Below are 16489 nucleotides of genomic sequence, written 5' to 3' on the forward strand. Positions count from 1 at the left end.
GGCGCTTTCGCCACCAAACCGATTGAATGTCGCTTGCGTCGCAGGCCGGGCGCCAAGCCTTACCGTTCGATGAAGCGCAGCACGTAGCTCGACCAGTCGGCGGGCTCGGCCACCTTCTCGTAGAGGTGGCGGCCCGAACCGCCGTGGCGCGGCGCATGCAGCACGAGACGCGACCAGCCGCGCGAATCGGCCTCCTCGGCCAGCAGGTCGACCATCGCCTTGGCGATGCCCTTGCGCCGATGCCGCTGATCCACGAACACGTGCTCGGCAAGCCCCGCCCGCATGCCGGTCCAAAGGTCGGGCAGGTCGTAGAACTGAAGGAACCCGACGAGTTCGCCGTCGAGCCGGGCCCCCAGGATCTCCCCGGTGCGGTCCTGGAGCAACTGCTCGGCGTAGAACGTGTCCGGGGCGCCCGGAGCACCCCGGAACATGGCCTGGTTGTAGGCGACCAGAAGCGGCGCAAGGTCGCGCGCATCCTTCAGACGAAGAAGGCCGATCTCGAAGTCGGGAACGCGTTCGCTGAGGCTCATGGCGCTGGTGTGCGGCGGAAGCGGACGGGCGTCAAGTCGCGGCAGGGAGCCTGATGGAAACGAGGCCGCCTGTGCCCCGCTTGCTCTTGCCTTCGGAAGGCCGTCCCGGCTAGAAATTTTCGGCTGGACGGCGGCGGAAGCCGCCTTCGATCACGGGCCGGACGCAGCGTCTCGCTTCAAACGCAAGGGTCGGGGGATCTGGAGTGATGCAGGCCGACATCCTCGCCTGGTCGGTACCGGTCCTCTTCTGCAGCTTCGCGCTTCTCTTTCTCCTCCTGTCCCGGCTGCATCGAAGCCTCCTGTGGTGGAGCGTTGCGTTCCTGATCGCATCCGTGGGCTTCGCCATGACCGTGCTGCCGACGACGCCTGGCAGCGTCCTGAAGCCGACGGTCGAGGACACGATGTTCCTCGTCGCGCTGTCCATCACCAACGGCGCCTTCGCCGCGCGCGCGGGACGGCGGCCGCGCTGGACATGGCCGACGGTGCTCGTCGTGGCGGGCAGCGCCGGAGCGGCCGGCAGTCTGGCGTTCCTCGGCGGCTCGGTCCTCTACGAGGTCATGTCGGTCCAGAGCGCCTGCGCGGGACTGATGCTGCTGTCGGCCTATGAAATGCGGCACGACACGGCCGCCCTGAAGCCGCTTCTCTTCGGCCTGTGCCTGACGATCGCCGGAAGTCTCGGGTTCCAGAACCTTCTTCTCCTGTCGGCGCCGCCCGGAGACCTGACCGTCTCCGCCTGGCGCGACACGACCTGGGGTTTCGTGTTCCAGCTCAACGGGGCGGCGATGGGGCTCCTGCTCGCCACCAGCGTCATCCTGACGACCACGCTCGACATCATCGCGCGGCTGCGGGAGGAGTCGACCGCGGACGCGTTGACCGGCGTCCTCAACAGGCGCGGCCTGGAACAGGGCGTCGAGGCCATGCGAAAGGGCGCCCGGATGCCAACTCGCTTCGCGCTGATCCTCAGCGACCTCGATCATTTCAAGTCGATCAACGACCGCTTCGGACACGAGGCGGGCGACGCGGTCCTGTGCGGCTACGCGGCACTGTGCGCCGAGATCGTCGGCCGCGACGGGCTGGTGGCGCGGATCGGCGGCGAGGAGTTCGCCATCGTCCTGGCAGGGTCGGACCGCCGCGCGGCGATCCGGGTCGCGGAGGTCCTGCGCTCGACCGCATCGCGCGTCCGCTGGCCGGGTCGGCTCGCCGAGGTCCGGATCACGGCGAGCTTCGGCGTGGTGGACCTCGACGGGGACGAGACGCTGTTCGGCGCGATCGACCGCGCCGACAGGTTGCTCTACCGCGCCAAGGCCGACGGACGCGACAAGGTCATGGTGGAGGCATGGGAGCCGCCGATGCAGCCCCCCACGCCCCTGCGCCATCGCGCCGGAGCCGCGGCTGGCTGAGCCGAGGGCGGAACGCCCTCCCGCTCAGCGCCACTCGCGGATATCGACGAAGCGCCCGGCGATCGCCGCCGCTGCCGCCATGGCGGGCGAGACGAGATGCGTGCGCCCCTTGAAGCCCTGCCGGCCTTCGAAGTTGCGGTTCGAGGTCGAGGCGCAGCGCTCGTAGGGCTTCAGGCGGTCCTCGTTCATGCCGAGGCACATGGAGCAGCCCGGCTCGCGCCAGTCGAACCCGGCCGCCTTGAAGACGACGTCGAGGCCTTCGGCCTCGGCCTGGAGCTTCACCAGCCCGGAGCCCGGCACGATCATCGCCGAGACGGTGTCGGCCACCCGGCGGCCCTCCACGACCTTAGCCACCGCGCGCAGATCCTCGATGCGCCCGTTGGTGCACGAGCCGATGAAGACGCGATCGACCGTGAGATCGGTCATCGGGGTCCCCGCCGTCAGCCCCATGTAGTCGAGCGCGCGCTTCTTGGTCTCGCGCTTGGCTTCATCCGCGATGGCGTCCGGATCCGGCACCGTGCCGGTCACCGAGACGACGTCCTCGGGGCTCGACCCCCAGGAGACGATCGGCGGCAGGTTGGCCGCGTCGAGGCGCACCACCTTGTCGAAATGCGCGCCGTCGTCCGTCTGGAGGGTCCGCCAGTAGGCGACGGCCTGTTGGAACGCCTCGCCCTTCGGGGCGCGCGGCTTGTCCTCGATGTAGCGGTAGGTGGTGTCGTCGGGCGCGATGATGCCGGCCCGGGCGCCGCCTTCGATGCTCATGTTGCAGATCGTCATCCGACCTTCCATCGAGAGCGCGCGGATCGCCTCGCCGGCATATTCGATGACGTAGCCGGTACCACCGGCCGTGCCGATCTCGCCGATGATGGCGAGGATGATGTCCTTGGCGGTGACGCCGGCCGGCAGTTGCCCGTCCACCTGGACGAGCATGTTCTTGGCCTTCTGCTGGATCAGCGTCTGCGTGGCGAGCACATGCTCGACCTCGGACGTGCCGATGCCGTGGGCGAGCGCCCCGAAGGCGCCGTGGGTGGAGGTGTGGCTGTCGCCGCAGACGATCGTCATGCCCGGCAGGGTGAAGCCCTGCTCCGGCCCGATGATGTGGACGATGCCCTGGCGCTCGTCGATCTCGTTGAAATACTCGACGCCGAACTCAGCCGCGTTCTTGGCCAGCGTCTCGACCTGGATGCGGCTTTCCTCGTTGTGGATGCCGCCGCGACGATCGTAGGTCGGCACGTTGTGATCGACGACGGCCAGCGTACGTGCGGGGTGGCGCACCCGGCGTCCGGCCGCGCGCAAGCCTTCGAAGGCCTGCGGGCTCGTCACCTCGTGGACGAGGTGGCGGTCGATATAGAGGAGGCTCTCACCCCCCTCGCCGACGGCGACGACATGGTCGTCCCAGATCTTGTCGTAGAGGGTGCGGGGCTTGGATGCGTCGGTCATCGGCTTCACGTCTTCAAAAGGGCCGGCGGAGCAACGAAGGGCGCCTGCCGGGCACGATCGGAAAAATCGGATGAGGATCGCCCGGCGATGCGCCGGGCACGATCAGGGCGTAAGGTGTACGGCCGAGATCTGCCGATAGAAGAAGCGGCCGGGCATGCGCGCGCGGTCCTCCACCGGGGAGAACCCCAGCGTGGTCGGCAGACGCCCCGTGTGTCCAGCGCTTCTTCGCATCGTTCCAAAATACGCCCCCGCGCGCGGGCGTGCAATGGGGGGTCGGCACGGCGCGCCCGAAGCGGTTCAGGGATTGGTGGTCGCCGCCGCCCGGTCCACGCTCTCGCGCTCGGCGGCCGCAGCCTCCGCGACGCTCGGCGCGATCCCAGGCGTTCGGCGGGCATAGCGCTGCGCCAGCGCCGCGCAGGCGAAGAGCTGGATCTGGTGGAACAGCATCAGGGGCAGCACCACCAGCGCCATGGCATGGCCTGCGAACAGGATACCCGCCATCGGGATGCCCGTCGCCATGCTCTTCTTGGAGCCGCAGAAGACGATGGCGATCTCGTCCGCGCGGCTGAAGCGCAGGCGGCGCGCCAGAAGCGTCGTCACCGACAGGACGAAGACGAGGATCGCGATGTCGAGGAGGATGACGATCGCGAGGTCCTGCCAGTCGAGGCTCGTCCAGACGCCCGCGACGACGCCTTCCGAGAAGGCGGCATAGACGACGAGGAGGATCGAGCCGCGATCCACCACCGTGGTCACCGGCTTGTGCCGGGCAAGCCAGCCGCCGATCAGCGGGCGCACGACCTGACCGGCGACGAAGGGCGCCAGGATCTGCAGGGCGATCTTCTCGATCGCGTCGAAGGAGAAGGCGCCACCGGACCCGCTGGCCAGAAGCAGAACCAGTGCCGGCGTGACGACGACGCCCAGCATGTTGGAGACCGAGGCGCTGGTCAGCGCGGCCGGCACGTTGCCGCCCGCGATGGAGGTGAAGGCGATGGAAGACTGCACCGTCGAGGGAAGCAGCGTCAGGTAGAGAAGGCCGAGCGCGAGTTCGGCGGGCAGGATCTGGCCGGCCATCGGATAGATCAGAAGCCCGACCAGCGGGAACAGCACGAAGGTGGAGAGGAAGACGAGACCCTGCAGCCTCCAGTGGAGAAGGCCGGCCCAGACGGCCCCCGGCGAAAGCCGTGCGCCGTAGAGAAAGAACAGCAGCGCGATCGCCCCGTAGGTGATCCAGTCGAACGCCTCGGCGACATGCCCTCGGGCCGGCAGGACGGCGGCGATCGCCACCGTCGCGATCAGCATGAGAAGGAACCGGTCGACGGGAATCGCACGGAGGCGGGAGCGAAGGCTCATGACGAGGACATCCTGACGTTCGGCGCGCCTCGGACAGCGATCCCGCGGTCCCGAAACGCGAAAGGGCGGCACCATGGCCGCCCTTTGCAGAGTCTGGCTACGAAGGCGCCGGCCTTACTCGGCGGCTTCCTTGGCAGCGGTCTTTGCGGCTTCCTTGGCGGCGCGCTCGTTGGCCGCCACGGTGCGGGCGTCGTCGTTGAGCTTGCGGGCGCGCACGTTGGTGGCCTCGACGATACGGGCCGACTTACCGCGACGGTCGCGCAGATAGTAGAGCTTGGCGCGACGAACGCGGCCACGGCGGACCACCTCGACCGACTCCAGCGACGGCGAATACATCGGGAACACGCGCTCCACCCCTTCGCCGTAGGAGATCTTGCGAACGGTGAAGTTCTCCTGGATGCCGGCGCCCGAACGCGCGATGCACACGCCCTCGTAGGCCTGCACGCGGGTGCGGGTGCCTTCCGTCACGCGGACGTTGACGCGCAGCGTGTCGCCCGGCGAGAAGGCCGGAAGGGTGCGGATGGCGGCGATGCGGGCGGCCTCTGCGGCCTCCAGTTCGGCGATGATGTCCATGGTCTGCCTCTGTTCGTTTCATGCCGGATCGAGCCGGTCATGGCCGTGAAACACGGTCAAGTTTTTCTGAGGAAAGCGTGGCGCTCTTACACGCAAGGAGGCGTCTTGTCGAGAGGCGGCGCACGCTGTCTTGCGCCCGGCCTCGGGACGTTCCATGCACAGCCCAACATTGCACCGAGAGCCGCCCGATGACGCTTGTCTACGCCTTGTCGCTGTTTCTGTCGGGCTTCCTGGCCGGCGCCATCAACGCCGTGGCGGGCGGCGGCACCTTCCTGACCTTCGGCGCAATGACGCTCGGCGGTCTCTCGCCGATCGCGGCCAACGCCACCTCCTCCGTGGTGCAGTTTCCCGGCTACGTGACGTCGACCCTCGCCTATTGGAGCGACATCCGCCGGATGTGGCGCGGCGCGCTGATGCTGGCGCTGGCCTCCATCCTCGGCTCCGGCGTCGGCGCGCTGATCCTCCTGTCGCTGGACAACCCGCAGTTCCAGTCCCTGGTGCCCTGGCTGCTGCTCGCCGCCACCGCCCTCTTCGCAGCCGGCCCCTGGCTGAAGCCGAAGGCCCCCCACGCCGCGGAAGCGTCAGAGGGCAAGGGACTCGCCGGCCCCGTCGTGCAGTTCTTCACCGCGATCTACGGCGGCTTCTTTGGGGCGGGCATGGGCATCATGATGCTGGCGACGCTCGGCCTCACCCAGGGCGGCGACTACCACAAGCTCAACGCCCTGAAGAACATGCTGGCGACCGTCATCGCCGTGGTCGCCATCGTCGTCTTCGTGTCGGGCGGCGTGGTCGCCTGGCCCGAAGCCATCGTGATGATCCCGGGCGTCGCGCTCGGCGGCTATGCCGGCGTCTGGACGGCCAAGCGCGTGCCGCAGCCCTATGTGCGCGCGGTCGTCATCGCGGTCGGGCTGGCGCTCGCCGTCTACTACTTCTGGCGCAACGCGGCGAGTTGAGGACCGGCCGGGTAGCAATGGCCGGCGGTTCTTGCCATATAGGCCGGCAAACCTCACCTCCCGGCCGCACGCGACGATGACGCATCCGATCCCCTTTGCCCGCATGAACGGGCTCGGCAACGAGATCCTCGTCGCGGATCTGCGCGGGACCGCGGCCCGCATCGCACCGCAGGCCGCGCGCGCGCTGGCCTCGCAGCCGGAGACGCATTTCGACCAGATCATGGCGATCCACGACCCCGTGACGCCGGGCACCTTCGCCTATGTCCGCATCGTCAACTCCGACGGCACGGAAGCCGGCGCCTGCGGCAACGGCACGCGCTGCGTGGTGCAGGCACTGGCCGCCGAGACGGGTCGGCGCGACTTCGTGTTCGAAACCCGTGCGGGACTTCTGGAGGCGCGGGAACGCGAGGACGGGCTCCTCACCGTCGACATGGGCACGCCGCGTTTCGATTGGCGGGCCATTCCCTTGGCCGAGGAGTTCGCGGACACGCGCGCGATCGAGCTTCAGATCGGGCCCATCGACGCGCCGATCCTCCATTCGCCCTCCGTCGCCTCGATGGGCAACCCGCATGCGATCTTCTGGGTGAAGGACGACGTCTGGTCCTATCAGCTCGACCGCTTCGGGCCGATTCTCGAGAACCACCCGCTGTTTCCCGACCGCGCCAACATCTCGATCGCCCGCGTGACCTCGGATCGGTCGCTCGACCTGCGCACCTGGGAGCGCGGCGCCGGGCTGACCAAGGCCTGCGGCTCGGCAGCCTGCGCCGCCGCGGTCTCGGCCGCACGCACCGGGCGCACGGGCCGAGCCGTCGCGGTCAGCGTGCCGGCCGGGGGCGAACTCCTGATCGACTGGCGCGCCGACGATCACGTGCTGATGACCGGCCCCGCCGAATGGGAGTGGTCCGGCACGCTCGACCCCGCGACCGGAGCGTTCTCCCGCGACGAGGCGCCCGCCGAGGCGCTGGCATGAGCGGCGTCGAGGTCATCTCCTTCGGCTGTCGCCTCAACACCTACGAGGCGGAGGTGATGAAGCGCGAGGCCGGCGAGGCGGGCTTGGGTAGCGATGGGCGCAAGGCGATCCTCGTCAACACCTGCGCGGTGACGGCGGAAGCCGTGCGCCAGGCCCGGCAGGCCGTGCGCCGCGCCCGTCGCGACAACCCGGACGCGCGCATCGTCGTCACCGGCTGCGCCGCACAGACGGAGAGCGCGCGCTTCGCCGATATGGCCGAGGTCGACGCCGTGATCGGCAATGAGGAGAAGCTCGTCGCCGCGAGCTACCGCGCCCTTCCCGACTTCGGCGTGGAAGCCGCCGAGAAGATCCGCGTCAACGACATCATGAGCGTGCGGGAGACCGCCGGCCACATGGTGGACGCGATCGAAGGGCGCGCCCGTGCCATCGTGCAGGTGCAGAACGGCTGCGACCACCGCTGCACCTTCTGCATCATCCCTTACGGCCGCGGCAACTCGCGCTCCGTGCCGATGGGCGCGGCGGTGGAGCAGGTCAAGCGCCTCGTCGCCAACGGCTACCGGGAGGTCGTCCTCTCCGGCGTCGACATGACGAGCTGGGGCGCCGACCTGCCGGGCACCCCGCGCTTGGGGGCTCTCGTCCAGTCCATCCTGCGCCACGTGCCGGACCTCCGGCGCCTGCGCCTGTCATCGATCGATTCCGTCGAGGCCGACGAGGCGCTGGTGGAGGCGATCGGCGGCGACCGGCGCGTCATGCCGCACCTGCACCTGTCGCTGCAGGCTGGCGACGACATGATCCTCAAGCGCATGAAGCGCCGGCATCTGCGGGGCGATTCCATCCGCTTCTGCGCCGAGCTTCGCGCCAGACGTCCGGACATCGTCTTCGGCGCCGACATCATCGCCGGCTTCCCGACGGAGACGGAAGCGATGTTCGACAATTCGTTGAAACTCGTCGCCGACTGCGGCCTGACGCATCTCCACGTCTTCCCCTTCTCCCCGCGCGAGGGCACGCCGGCCGCGCGCATGCCGCAGTTGCCGAAGGCGGTGGTCAAGGAGCGCGCCGCGCGCCTGCGCGCCGTCGGCGACGCGGCCTATCGCGCCCACCTGCAGCGCGCCGTCGGGCAGCAACGTTCGGTGCTGATCGAGCGCGAGGGGCTGGGGCGGACCGAGGACTTCACGCTGACACAAATCGACGCCGGCCTCCCCGGCGAGATCGTGGACGCTATCATTCATGGCGAAACGGGCGAACGCCTCGTCGCCACTCCCCTCACGGCCGCGCGCGCCGCAGCCTGACCTGACCGATCGGATCGCACCGCATGGCCGAGCAAAAGGGCTTCTTCCGCCGCATCTTCTCCTTCGGGGCCAAGGAAGAGGACCGCACCCAGCACGAGGGCGGCCTTGCCAAGGTGCAGGACACCACCGCCGCGCGTCCCGACGCCACGGCCGCCGAGATCCATCAGCCGGCCATGGCTTCGGCCGACGTCGACTCGGAAGCCGGCGCCTCGGCCGACGAGCCGGCGGGCGGTGGCATCACGCCGCTCCAGCCCAAGGATCCCGACGGCGCGGCCGTCCCGGCTGAAAAAAAAACTCCGAACTAGAGCCTGAACCGTTCGAAACGCCCGGTCCGGTCGCCTTCCGAGGCGACGAGACGACGGGTGACGACACGAGCTTTCTCGACGAGCCGCTGACGCCTGCCGTCGAGGCGGAGGCCGATTTCTCCTGGCTCGACGCGCCGGCCGACGACGTGGAGACCGACGACGCGACGCCCGCGGCCGCACGGTCCGAGCCGGCCGAACCGGTGGTCGAGGAAAGCGCCCTTGCCCCCGCCGAGGCCGCGATCGTGGCCGGCGACGGCGGGATCGACGCGGCGTCGGTCCACGACGACACGACCGTCGCGCCCCTCGACGCGCCGCAGGACGAGACGGAGAGCCGCGACGAGTTTTCCTGGCTCGACGCCCCCCTGCCCCCGGAAGACGCAGACGAACGCGCGCCGATCCCCGGCCGTTCTTCCGTCGCGGGAGAGGGCTGGAACCTCCGGGAGGCCCGCGCCGACGCGGTGCTCGCCGCCGAGCCGCGCAAACCCTTCTTCCAGCGCCTGCGCGAAGGCCTCGCCCGGTCCTCCAACCAGCTCTCCGGCCAGATCACGGCCCTCTTCACCAAGCGGCGCCTCGACGAGGAGACGCTGCAGGAGTTCGAGGACGTCCTGATCCAGGCCGATCTCGGCGTCGAGACGGCGATGCGCATTACCGACCGCCTGTCGGACGGCCGCTTCGGCAAGGAGATCTCCGGCGACGCCGTGCGGGCCATCCTCGCCGACGAAGTCGAGAAGGCGCTCGACCCCGTCGCCCGGCCGCTCGAACTCGACCTCTCGGTGAAGCCGCACGTGATCCTCGTGGTCGGCGTCAACGGCACCGGCAAGACGACCACGATCGGCAAGCTGACGGCGAAACTCGTGCGCGGCGGCCTCAAGGTGACGCTCGCCGCCGGCGACACGTTCCGCGCCGCCGCCGTCGAGCAGCTGAAGATCTGGGGCGAGCGCACGCAGTCGCCCGTGGTCGCGAAGACCATCGGCGCCGATGCGGCGGGCCTTGCCTTCGAGGCCTACGACGAGGCGGTGCGCAACGATTCCGACGTCCTCATCATCGACACGGCCGGTCGCCTCCAGAACAAGGCCGAGCTGATGGAGGAACTCGCCAAGATCGTGCGCGTCCTCCAGAAGCGCGAGCCGGACGCCCCCCACACCGTGCTCCAGACGCTGGACGCCACCACCGGCCAGAACGCCCTCAACCAGGTCGAGATCTTCCGCAACGTGGCCGGCGTCAACGGCCTCGTGATGACCAAGCTCGACGGCACCGCGCGCGGCGGCATCCTCGTGGCCATCGCCGCCAAGCACAAGCTGCCGGTCTTCTTCGTCGGCGTCGGCGAAGGGATCGACGACCTCGAGCCCTTCAAGGCGCGCGACTTCGCCGAAGCCATCGCCGGCCGCGCCGGCACCGCCTGAAATCAGCCGCGAAAAGCGCGGACACCCGCTGGAAGCCGCTGGAAAGGAAGTCCCATGTCCGACGAGATCATCGAGAAGCCGCCCAATACGCCGGGCCGCCGCGAGATCAACCCGATCCTGAAGTTCGCGCTGGAACTCGGGCCGCTCGTGGTCTTCTTCTTCGCCAACTCGCGGGGCGAAGCGATCGTCCATGCCGTACCCGCGCTCGGTGCGCTCGGCGGTCCGCTGTTCGTGGCAACCGCGCTCTTCATGATCGCGACCGTGGTGGCGCTCGCCGTCTCCTACGCCCTGACGCGCACCCTGCCGATCATGCCGATCGTCTCGGGCGCCGTGGTCGTGGTGTTCGGAACGCTGACGCTCTGGCTGCAGGACGAGGTCTTCATCAAGATGAAGCCGACCATCGTCAACGGCCTCTTCGCCGCCGTGCTGCTGGGCGGCCTCGCCTTCGGCAAGTCGCTGCTCGGCTACGTCTTCGACCAGGCCTTCAAGCTCGACGACGCGGGCTGGCGCAAGCTGACGCTGCGCTGGGGCTTGTTCTTCGTGTTCCTCGCCGTCCTCAACGAGGTCGTGTGGCGAATGTTCTCGACAGACTTCTGGGTGGCCTTCAAGGTCTGGGGCACGATGCCGATCACGGTTGCCTTCATGCTCTGCCAGTTCCCGCTCCTGAAACGCCACTCGCTGGAGCCGCTGTTCGACAAGAAAGCGTGAACGCGCCGGAGCGCGCGCGGACGCTGGCGCGCTTGTAGCGGCGGACGGCCATCCCACATCGGTTTCACGACGTGAATTCTGAGGAGTGGCCCGATGGTCGACGCGCAGAAGCTACTGGATCAGTTCCTGGGAACGGGCCGAGGATACGGCGCCGGGGTCCGCCCGCAGCAGCCGGGTCCGGCTGGCGGCAGCTCGATCCAGGACACGCTCGTGCGCACGCTCGGCGGCGCACTCGGCGGCACGGGCGCGCGTTCGGGCGGCGGCATCGGCGACCTGATCGGCGGCGTCCTGTCCGGCTCGCGCGGCGGCGCCGGTAGCATGGGCGGCGGTCTCGCCGGCAAGGCGATCGGCGGGGCGCTGGCCGGCGGCCTCGCCTCCCAGCTCCTGCGGGGCAAGCGGGGCAAGGGCCTCGGCGGCTCGGCCCTCAAGCTCGGCGGCCTCGCCCTCGTGGCGGGTCTTGGATACAAGGCCTGGCAGAACTATCAGGCGCAGCAGCAGACGGCTGGCGGTAGCGTTGCAGCCCATGCCGACGCCGCACGCCTCCCGCCGGGCGAAATCCCCCACGCCGCCGGAACGCGGTTCCATCCGGAGGACGGCACGGAAGCCGAGCGCCGCGCGCGGCTGCTGCTGTCGGCGATGATCGCGGCCGCCAAGGCCGACGGCTATATCGATCGTGCCGAGGAGGAAGCCATCTTCGGGCGGATCGACGACCTCGAACTCGACGCCGAGGAAAAGGGTCTCCTGATGGACGAGATGCGCCGTCCGCTTTCCATCGACCAGATCGTGGCGGAGGCGCGTGACCGCGAGACGGCCATCGAGGTCTACACCGCCTCCGTGCTCGCGGTGGACGCCGACCATCCGGCCGAGCGTGCCTATCTCGATCTCCTGGCCGCCCGCCTCGATCTTCCGGCCGAACTCGTCACGGAAATCCGGCGCGCGGCGAGCGAAGTCGAGGCTTGACGAACGCGGGCGGCGGGCGCCAACCCTGCCGCCCATGTTCGCACTCGTCCGCCACGAGCGATTTTCCCAGGAGATTCGCAAAAGCCGTTTCCTGGTACAGGCCGCACCGATCGAGGCGGAGACCGATGCCAAGCGTCTCCTTGCCGAATGGAGCGAACCGCAGGCCAACCACAATTGCTGGGCGTGGCGGATCGGGAGCGTGTATCGTTTCAGCGACGACGGCGAGCCGGGTGGGACCGCCGCCAAGCCGATCCTCCAGGCGATCGACGGGCAGGAGCTCGATCGGGTCCTCGTCGTGGTCACGCGCTGGTTCGGCGGCGTGCTCCTGGGCGCCGGCGGCCTGATCCGCGCCTATGGCGGCACCGCCGCGTCGTGCCTCCGAGCGGCCGAGAGGGTGCCGCTGATCGCCACCGTGGCCGTCGACCTCGACTGCGCCTTTTCCGATCTCGCCCTGGTGCAGTCGCGCCTCGTCGCCTTCGACGGCGTGCGGATCGAGGAACAGAGCTTCACCGATACGGGCGCGCGAATCCGCGCTCGCTTGCCTGTCGACGCGGCCGACGCGCTCACCGCCGCGCTCGTCGATCTGACAAGCGGCCGGCTCGGCGTCCGGCGCGAGAAACCCGCCTAGAACTCGCCGACAGGCAGCGGCCGCCCGTCCGGCATCCGGTCGCCCGCCGCGCCTTCCGGATTGCCGAAGGGGACCGGCGGCGCGCCGTTCTCGGCCTCGCGCTCGTGGTTCAAGGCCCAATGGACGGAGGGAAAGGCGAGGTCGTCCCAAGGGATCTCGTCCCAGGCGAAGAGCCCGAGTTCCAGCGTCTCGACCCCGGCCGCGACGTCGGGCGATGCGAGCCGGGCGCGAAAGATGAGCTGGACCTGGCTGATGCGCGGCACGGAGTAGACCGCGAGAAGCCGCTCGATCGCGAGCGCCGCGCCCGCTTCCTCGCGCGCCTCGCGCATGGCGCCGCCCTCCGGCGTCTCGTTCAGCTCCATGTAGCCGGCAGGGATGGTCCAGAACCCCCGGCGCGGCTCGATCGCGCGCCGGCACAGGAGGATGCGGCCCTCGTGGCGCACCACGGAACCGACGACGATCTTGGGGTTCTCGTAGGCGACAAAGCCGCAGCGATCGCAGGTCTTGCGCGGCAGGACGTCGCCTTCGGGAAGACGGACGGAAAAGGCAGGTTCAAACGTCATGGGCGCGAAGATATGGCACCGGCGTCGGCCGGCGACGGGTGCGCTGGCGAGCCCCCACACTTTGCGGTAGACCCGAGGGCAAGCCGGCCTTACCGCCTCGAGGACAGGTGCCATGCCCACAACCGTCCGCTCCCCGTGGATCGCCCTTCTCTGCGGCGCGGTGATCGTCACCATCGCGATGGGGCTGCGCCAGAGCTACGGGCTTCTGTTGCGGCCGGTGGAGCTCGAGATCGGCGTAGGGCGGGAAGCGTTCGGGCTCGCCATCGCGCTGCAGAACCTCCTTCTCGGTCTGGCCCAACCCTTCGTCGGCGCGCTGGCGGACCGGCACGGCGCCGGGCGCGTCGCGGCGGCGGGCGGCCTTCTCTACGCCGTCAGCCTCGTCCTCGCCTCGCAGGCCGCGGGCGCCTTCGGCCTTCAGATGACGCTCGGCACCCTTCTCGGCCTCGCCATGACGGGGGTGACGTTCGTGGTGGTGCTCGGCGCGGTTGGGCGCTTCGTGCCGGCGGAGAAGCGGGGGCTCGCCTTCGGCATCGTGACCGCCGGCGGCTCGGTCGGCCAGTTCCTTCTCGTGCCGGCCATGCAGATCGCGATCGCCGGGCTGGGCTGGCGCGGCGCGCTTCTGGCCGGCGCCGCGCTCTCGGCCGCGATGATCGTGCTGGCGGCCGGCATCGCGGGGCGCACGTCCGCCGCGCCGTCCGCCTCGGCTGTGCCCCAGCAGAGCATCAAGGAGGCGTTGCGCCAGGCCGGCGGCCACAGCGGCTACTGGCTGCTCAACGTCGGCTTCTTCGTCTGCGGCTTTCATGTCGCCTTCATCGCGACCCACCTTCCGGCCTTTCTGGCGGACCAGGGCCTGGACCCGAGCGTCGGCGCGCGGGCGCTGGCGCTGGTCGGGCTCTTCAACATCTTCGGCTCCTATGCCTTCGGCCTCTCGGCCGACCGGCTGCGCAAGAAGAACGTGCTCGCGGCTATCTATTTCGGCCGCGCGGTCGTCATCGCCGGCTTCCTCGCCGTGCCCTTCACGCCGCTTTCGGCCACCGTCTTCGCCTGCGCCATGGGCTTCCTCTGGCTCGGCACCGTGCCCCTGACGAGTGGGCTCGTGGGCCAGATTTTCGGCGTGCGATACCTCTCGACCCTGTTCGGTATCGTGTTCATGAGCCACCAGATCGGTGCCTTCTTCGGCGCCTGGGCGGCCGGCCTCCTGTTCGAGCGCACCGGGAGCTACGACCTCGCCTGGACCGTGTCCATCGCCCTGGCGATCATTGCCGGGGTCGCCAACCTGCCGATCCGCGACGCGCCGCTGGCGCGGCCGGCTGGGGCCGCCGCATGAGCCGCACGGTTGAATTTGCCGCGCTCGGCCTTCTCGCCGCGCTCTCGGCCCTCGGCTACACGCTGTGGCAGGCCGAGGGTCTCGGTCTCTGGACCGGGATGGCGTTCGGCTTCTGCCTCTAGGACTGCGGCGACCCGATCTTCGCGAGCGCCGGCAGAAGACCGCCCTCCACGCCGGCCTTCGTCAGCGGCCCGGTCTGCTTCCAGAGGATCGTGCCGTCCCCGCCGACCAGGAAGGTCTCGGGCACGCCGTAGACGCCCCAGTCGATGGTGGAGCGCCCCGCCTCGTCTGTGCCGATCGCATCGAACGGGTTGCCGAAGTCGCTGAGGAAGGCCAGCGCGTTCTCCGGCTTGTCCTTGTAGTTGATGGCCACGATCTCGAATCGCGGGTCCTTCGAGAGCGCCATCAGCGCCGGGTGCTCCTGCCGGCAGGGCACGCACCACGAGGCAAAAACGTTGACGAGACGTACCCGGCCGTCGCCCGGCACGAGATCAAGCCCCGGCACCGGGGCACCGGACGCGTCCTTGAGCCCGGCAAGAGGCGGAAGCCGCGTTTCGGGCGCCGGCTTGCCGATCAAGGCGGAAGGGAGGACCTGCGGGTCGTGGCCCGAAACGAGCTGGTAGAGGAAGACGCCCGCCAGCCCCGCGAAGACCACCACGGGCAGCATCACGAGGAGAGGTCTGCGGCGCGGGCGCTGCGTCGCCTCGTTCATCGTGCCCGCCCCCGGCCGCTCGCGGCCTCCAGCGCGGCGAGCCGGCGCTTCACCGAGCGCGCGTCCAGAAACACCCAGAGGCAGAGGGCACCCAGCGCGAAGGCGGCCATGCCATAGGCCGCGGCCACGAAGGCGAAGTAGCTGTCGGCCATCTCAGGCGCTCCCGAGCGCTTGGCGACGCTGCAGGCTGAGGAGACGCCGGCGGCGGATCTCGGTGCGCATGGCGGTGAGGTGGAGGGCGAAGAACAACATCGAGAAGCCGAGGGCCGACAGAAGAAGCGGCCAGAGATAGGCGGGGTCGAGCGTCGGCCCGTCCATGCGCAGGACGCTGGCGGGCTGGTGCAGCGTGTTCCACCAGTCCACCGAAAATTTGATGATCGGGATGATCACGAAGCCGACCAGCACAAAGACCGCCGCCATGCGCCCCGCGCGCTGCGGCTCCTCGAAGGCGCGCGTCAGCGCGATCAGGCCGAGATACATCAGGAACAGGACGAAGACGGAGGTCAGCCGCGCGTCCCAGACCCACCAGGTGCCCCACATCGGCCGCCCCCATACCGAACCGGTGAAGAGGCAGAGGAAGGTGAACACCGCACCGATCGGGGCCGCCGCGCGGATCGAGACCTCGGCGATCGGGTGGCGCCAGACGAGGAGCCCGAGCGCGGAGACGCTCATCACCGTCCAGACCATCATCGACAGCCAGGCGAAGGGCACGTGGACGAAGAGGATGCGCACGGTCGCGCCCTGCTGGTAGTCCTCCGGCGCCGCGAGGCCAAGACCGAGACCGGCAGCGAGAAACGCAAGCGCGATGGCGTAGAGCCAGGGCTGGACACGACCCGAGATCTCCAGGAACCGGGTCGGGTTCGCCAGCAGGGCGAAGCGGGAAGGACGGGCGGCGAGGTCGCTCATGGGGTCAAGCTTTAGAACGGCTCTGTGTCCGCCGCAAACGTCAGGTGCCCTTGGCGGGACGCCCGCCGATCCACGTCGCCATGCCGATGGAGGCCGGCATCACCGGCTCGAAGCCGAACTGGGCGTAGAGATGGCGCGCGTCGCCGTCGGCGATCAGGCTGACATAGGCGCTGTTCGGGGCATTTTCGTGGAGCCATTCCATCAGCGCGGCGACGATGCGCTTGCCGAGGCCCCTGCCCTGGTGCTCGGGCTCCACGGCGATGTCGACGACCTGGTAGTGACAGCCGCCGTCGCCGATCACGCGGCCCATGGCCACGGTGCGTCCCTCGAACCGCACGATCGCGGCGTGGAGCGTCCCCTTCAGGCCGCGTTCGGCCGCCTCCTGCGTCTTGGTGCTGAGGTCCGTCACTTCGCGCAGGCGGCGGTAGTCGGACACGGAAGGGGCTTCGGCGAGGAGATCGTAGGTCATCGG

The 16489-nt window shown here is 69.5% G+C and carries 20 protein-coding genes; 11 read left to right on the forward strand and 9 right to left on the reverse strand.

Annotation, left to right across the window (positions count from 1 at the left end; translation table 11 throughout):
* Nucleotides 1-59 precede the first annotated feature (59 nt).
* Nucleotides 60-530 (reverse strand): GNAT family N-acetyltransferase, encoded by a 471-nt coding sequence (locus AUL34_RS17700; protein WP_061936650.1) that lies wholly within the window; start codon nucleotides 528-530, stop codon nucleotides 60-62.
* Nucleotides 531-736: 206 nt separating this feature from the next.
* Between AUL34_RS17700 and AUL34_RS17705 the strand changes: the two genes are divergently transcribed.
* Entirely contained in the window at nucleotides 737-1930 is a 1194-nt protein-coding gene (locus AUL34_RS17705; protein ID WP_061936653.1) for a GGDEF domain-containing protein, read from the forward strand.
* A gap of 24 nt (nucleotides 1931-1954) precedes the next feature.
* Here the strand turns inward: AUL34_RS17705 and leuC are convergent, their stop codons facing one another.
* The 3 genes from leuC to rplS form a co-directional block, all read right to left on the reverse strand.
* Entirely contained in the window at nucleotides 1955-3370 is a 1416-nt protein-coding gene (gene leuC, locus AUL34_RS17710; protein WP_061936656.1) for a 3-isopropylmalate dehydratase large subunit, read from the reverse strand.
* 297 nt (nucleotides 3371-3667) lie between these two features.
* Complete coding sequence (locus AUL34_RS17715) at nucleotides 3668-4720, reverse strand: bile acid:sodium symporter family protein (RefSeq protein WP_061936659.1); 1053 nt, start codon at nucleotides 4718-4720, stop codon at nucleotides 3668-3670.
* Between the two features lie 114 nt (nucleotides 4721-4834).
* A complete protein-coding gene (gene rplS / locus AUL34_RS17720) occupies nucleotides 4835-5293 on the reverse strand; it encodes a 50S ribosomal protein L19 (RefSeq protein WP_061936662.1) in 459 nt (152 codons plus the stop codon).
* Between the two features lie 188 nt (nucleotides 5294-5481).
* On the opposite strand from rplS, the gene AUL34_RS17725 reads away from it, so the two are divergent.
* The 8 genes from AUL34_RS17725 (at nucleotide 5482) to AUL34_RS17765 (ending at nucleotide 12509) form a co-directional block, all read left to right on the forward strand.
* On the forward strand, nucleotides 5482-6246 hold the full coding sequence (locus AUL34_RS17725; protein WP_061936664.1) for a sulfite exporter TauE/SafE family protein: 765 nt from the start codon (nucleotides 5482-5484) through the stop codon (nucleotides 6244-6246).
* A 76-nt stretch (nucleotides 6247-6322) separates the two neighbouring features.
* Nucleotides 6323-7216: a diaminopimelate epimerase gene (gene dapF / locus AUL34_RS17730; RefSeq protein WP_061936667.1), complete on the forward strand. Its 894-nt coding sequence runs from the start codon at nucleotides 6323-6325 to the stop codon at nucleotides 7214-7216.
* Complete coding sequence (gene mtaB / locus AUL34_RS17735; protein ID WP_061936670.1) at nucleotides 7213-8505, forward strand: tRNA (N(6)-L-threonylcarbamoyladenosine(37)-C(2))-methylthiotransferase MtaB; 1293 nt, start codon at nucleotides 7213-7215, stop codon at nucleotides 8503-8505. Before dapF ends, mtaB begins: the two co-directional genes overlap by 4 nt.
* Nucleotides 8506-8528: 23 nt before the next feature.
* Nucleotides 8529-8810 (forward strand): hypothetical protein, encoded by a 282-nt coding sequence (locus AUL34_RS22390; protein WP_061936673.1) that lies wholly within the window; start codon nucleotides 8529-8531, stop codon nucleotides 8808-8810.
* A gap of 146 nt (nucleotides 8811-8956) precedes the next feature.
* Nucleotides 8957-10213, forward strand: a complete 1257-nt coding sequence (gene ftsY / locus AUL34_RS17750; protein WP_244492628.1) for a signal recognition particle-docking protein FtsY — start codon at nucleotides 8957-8959, stop codon at nucleotides 10211-10213.
* Nucleotides 10214-10267: 54 nt separating this feature from the next.
* Nucleotides 10268-10921, forward strand: a complete 654-nt coding sequence (locus tag AUL34_RS17755; RefSeq protein ID WP_061936679.1) for a septation protein A — start codon at nucleotides 10268-10270, stop codon at nucleotides 10919-10921.
* Between the two features lie 93 nt (nucleotides 10922-11014).
* Entirely contained in the window at nucleotides 11015-11881 is an 867-nt protein-coding gene (locus AUL34_RS17760; protein WP_061936682.1) for a tellurite resistance TerB family protein, read from the forward strand.
* A gap of 34 nt (nucleotides 11882-11915) precedes the next feature.
* Nucleotides 11916-12509 (forward strand): YigZ family protein, encoded by a 594-nt coding sequence (locus AUL34_RS17765; RefSeq protein ID WP_061936685.1) that lies wholly within the window; start codon nucleotides 11916-11918, stop codon nucleotides 12507-12509.
* Here the strand turns inward: AUL34_RS17765 and AUL34_RS17770 are convergent.
* Nucleotides 12506-13072 carry an NUDIX domain-containing protein gene (locus AUL34_RS17770; protein WP_061936688.1) on the reverse strand — a complete coding sequence of 189 codons (567 nt, stop codon included), beginning with the start codon at nucleotides 13070-13072 and terminating at the stop codon, nucleotides 12506-12508. The genes AUL34_RS17765 and AUL34_RS17770 overlap by 4 nt on opposite strands.
* 112 nt (nucleotides 13073-13184) lie before the next feature.
* On the opposite strand from AUL34_RS17770, the gene AUL34_RS17775 reads away from it, so the two are divergent.
* Both AUL34_RS17775 and AUL34_RS23045 read left to right on the forward strand, forming a co-directional pair.
* Nucleotides 13185-14399 carry an MFS transporter gene (locus AUL34_RS17775; RefSeq protein ID WP_061936691.1) on the forward strand — a complete coding sequence of 405 codons (1215 nt, stop codon included), beginning with the start codon at nucleotides 13185-13187 and terminating at the stop codon, nucleotides 14397-14399.
* The gene (locus AUL34_RS23045; protein WP_274532661.1) at nucleotides 14396-14521 is read left to right on the forward strand and encodes a hypothetical protein; all 126 of its coding nucleotides are present in this window, start codon (nucleotides 14396-14398) and stop codon (nucleotides 14519-14521) included. The genes AUL34_RS17775 and AUL34_RS23045 overlap by 4 nt, the downstream gene beginning before the upstream one ends.
* On the opposite strand, the gene AUL34_RS17780 is transcribed toward AUL34_RS23045, so the two are convergent.
* From AUL34_RS17780 to AUL34_RS17790, 4 genes are read right to left on the reverse strand one after another with little or no spacing between them, the layout of a single operon-like run.
* Nucleotides 14518-15111, reverse strand: coding sequence for a DsbE family thiol:disulfide interchange protein (locus tag AUL34_RS17780; protein ID WP_061936693.1), 594 nt, complete (start codon nucleotides 15109-15111; stop codon nucleotides 14518-14520). The two genes, AUL34_RS23045 and AUL34_RS17780, sit on opposite strands and share 4 nt — an antisense overlap.
* Nucleotides 15108-15263, reverse strand: a complete 156-nt coding sequence (gene ccmD, locus AUL34_RS21990) for a heme exporter protein CcmD (protein ID WP_082653460.1) — start codon at nucleotides 15261-15263, stop codon at nucleotides 15108-15110. The genes AUL34_RS17780 and ccmD overlap by 4 nt, the downstream gene beginning before the upstream one ends.
* 1 nt (nucleotide 15264) lies before the next feature.
* Nucleotides 15265-16017: a heme ABC transporter permease gene (locus AUL34_RS17785; RefSeq protein ID WP_061936696.1), complete on the reverse strand. Its 753-nt coding sequence runs from the start codon at nucleotides 16015-16017 to the stop codon at nucleotides 15265-15267.
* A gap of 40 nt (nucleotides 16018-16057) precedes the next feature.
* Nucleotides 16058-16486, reverse strand: coding sequence for a GNAT family N-acetyltransferase (locus AUL34_RS17790; protein ID WP_156420982.1), 429 nt, complete (start codon nucleotides 16484-16486; stop codon nucleotides 16058-16060).
* Between the last annotated feature and the right edge of the window lie 3 nt (nucleotides 16487-16489).

Source organism: Aureimonas sp. AU22, assembly GCF_001463745.1.
In the GTDB taxonomy this organism is placed as follows: Bacteria; Pseudomonadota; Alphaproteobacteria; order Rhizobiales; family Rhizobiaceae; genus Aureimonas.

Bases quoted from the DNA above. Each gene is read 5' to 3' on its own strand.
- AUL34_RS17700 (WP_061936650.1), bottom strand. From the start codon at position 530: ATGAGCCTCAGCGAACGCGTTCCCGACTTCGAGATCGGCCTTCTTCGT.
- AUL34_RS17705 (WP_061936653.1), top strand. From the start codon at position 737: ATGCAGGCCGACATCCTCGCCTGGTCGGTACCGGTCCTCTTCTGCAGC.
- leuC (WP_061936656.1), bottom strand. From the start codon at position 3,370: ATGACCGACGCATCCAAGCCCCGCACCCTCTACGACAAGATCTGGGAC.
- AUL34_RS17715 (WP_061936659.1), bottom strand. From the start codon at position 4,720: ATGAGCCTTCGCTCCCGCCTCCGTGCGATTCCCGTCGACCGGTTCCTT.
- rplS (WP_061936662.1), bottom strand. From the start codon at position 5,293: ATGGACATCATCGCCGAACTGGAGGCCGCAGAGGCCGCCCGCATCGCC.
- AUL34_RS17725 (WP_061936664.1), top strand. From the start codon at position 5,482: ATGACGCTTGTCTACGCCTTGTCGCTGTTTCTGTCGGGCTTCCTGGCC.
- dapF (WP_061936667.1), top strand. From the start codon at position 6,323: ATGACGCATCCGATCCCCTTTGCCCGCATGAACGGGCTCGGCAACGAG.
- mtaB (WP_061936670.1), top strand. From the start codon at position 7,213: ATGAGCGGCGTCGAGGTCATCTCCTTCGGCTGTCGCCTCAACACCTAC.
- AUL34_RS22390 (WP_061936673.1), top strand. From the start codon at position 8,529: ATGGCCGAGCAAAAGGGCTTCTTCCGCCGCATCTTCTCCTTCGGGGCC.
- AUL34_RS17755 (WP_061936679.1), top strand. From the start codon at position 10,268: ATGTCCGACGAGATCATCGAGAAGCCGCCCAATACGCCGGGCCGCCGC.
- AUL34_RS17760 (WP_061936682.1), top strand. From the start codon at position 11,015: ATGGTCGACGCGCAGAAGCTACTGGATCAGTTCCTGGGAACGGGCCGA.
- AUL34_RS17765 (WP_061936685.1), top strand. From the start codon at position 11,916: ATGTTCGCACTCGTCCGCCACGAGCGATTTTCCCAGGAGATTCGCAAA.
- AUL34_RS17770 (WP_061936688.1), bottom strand. From the start codon at position 13,072: ATGACGTTTGAACCTGCCTTTTCCGTCCGTCTTCCCGAAGGCGACGTC.
- AUL34_RS17775 (WP_061936691.1), top strand. From the start codon at position 13,185: ATGCCCACAACCGTCCGCTCCCCGTGGATCGCCCTTCTCTGCGGCGCG.
- AUL34_RS23045 (WP_274532661.1), top strand. From the start codon at position 14,396: ATGAGCCGCACGGTTGAATTTGCCGCGCTCGGCCTTCTCGCCGCGCTC.
- AUL34_RS17780 (WP_061936693.1), bottom strand. From the start codon at position 15,111: ATGAACGAGGCGACGCAGCGCCCGCGCCGCAGACCTCTCCTCGTGATG.
- ccmD (WP_082653460.1), bottom strand. From the start codon at position 15,263: ATGGCCGACAGCTACTTCGCCTTCGTGGCCGCGGCCTATGGCATGGCC.
- AUL34_RS17785 (WP_061936696.1), bottom strand. From the start codon at position 16,017: ATGAGCGACCTCGCCGCCCGTCCTTCCCGCTTCGCCCTGCTGGCGAAC.
- AUL34_RS17790 (WP_156420982.1), bottom strand. From the start codon at position 16,486: ATGACCTACGATCTCCTCGCCGAAGCCCCTTCCGTGTCCGACTACCGC.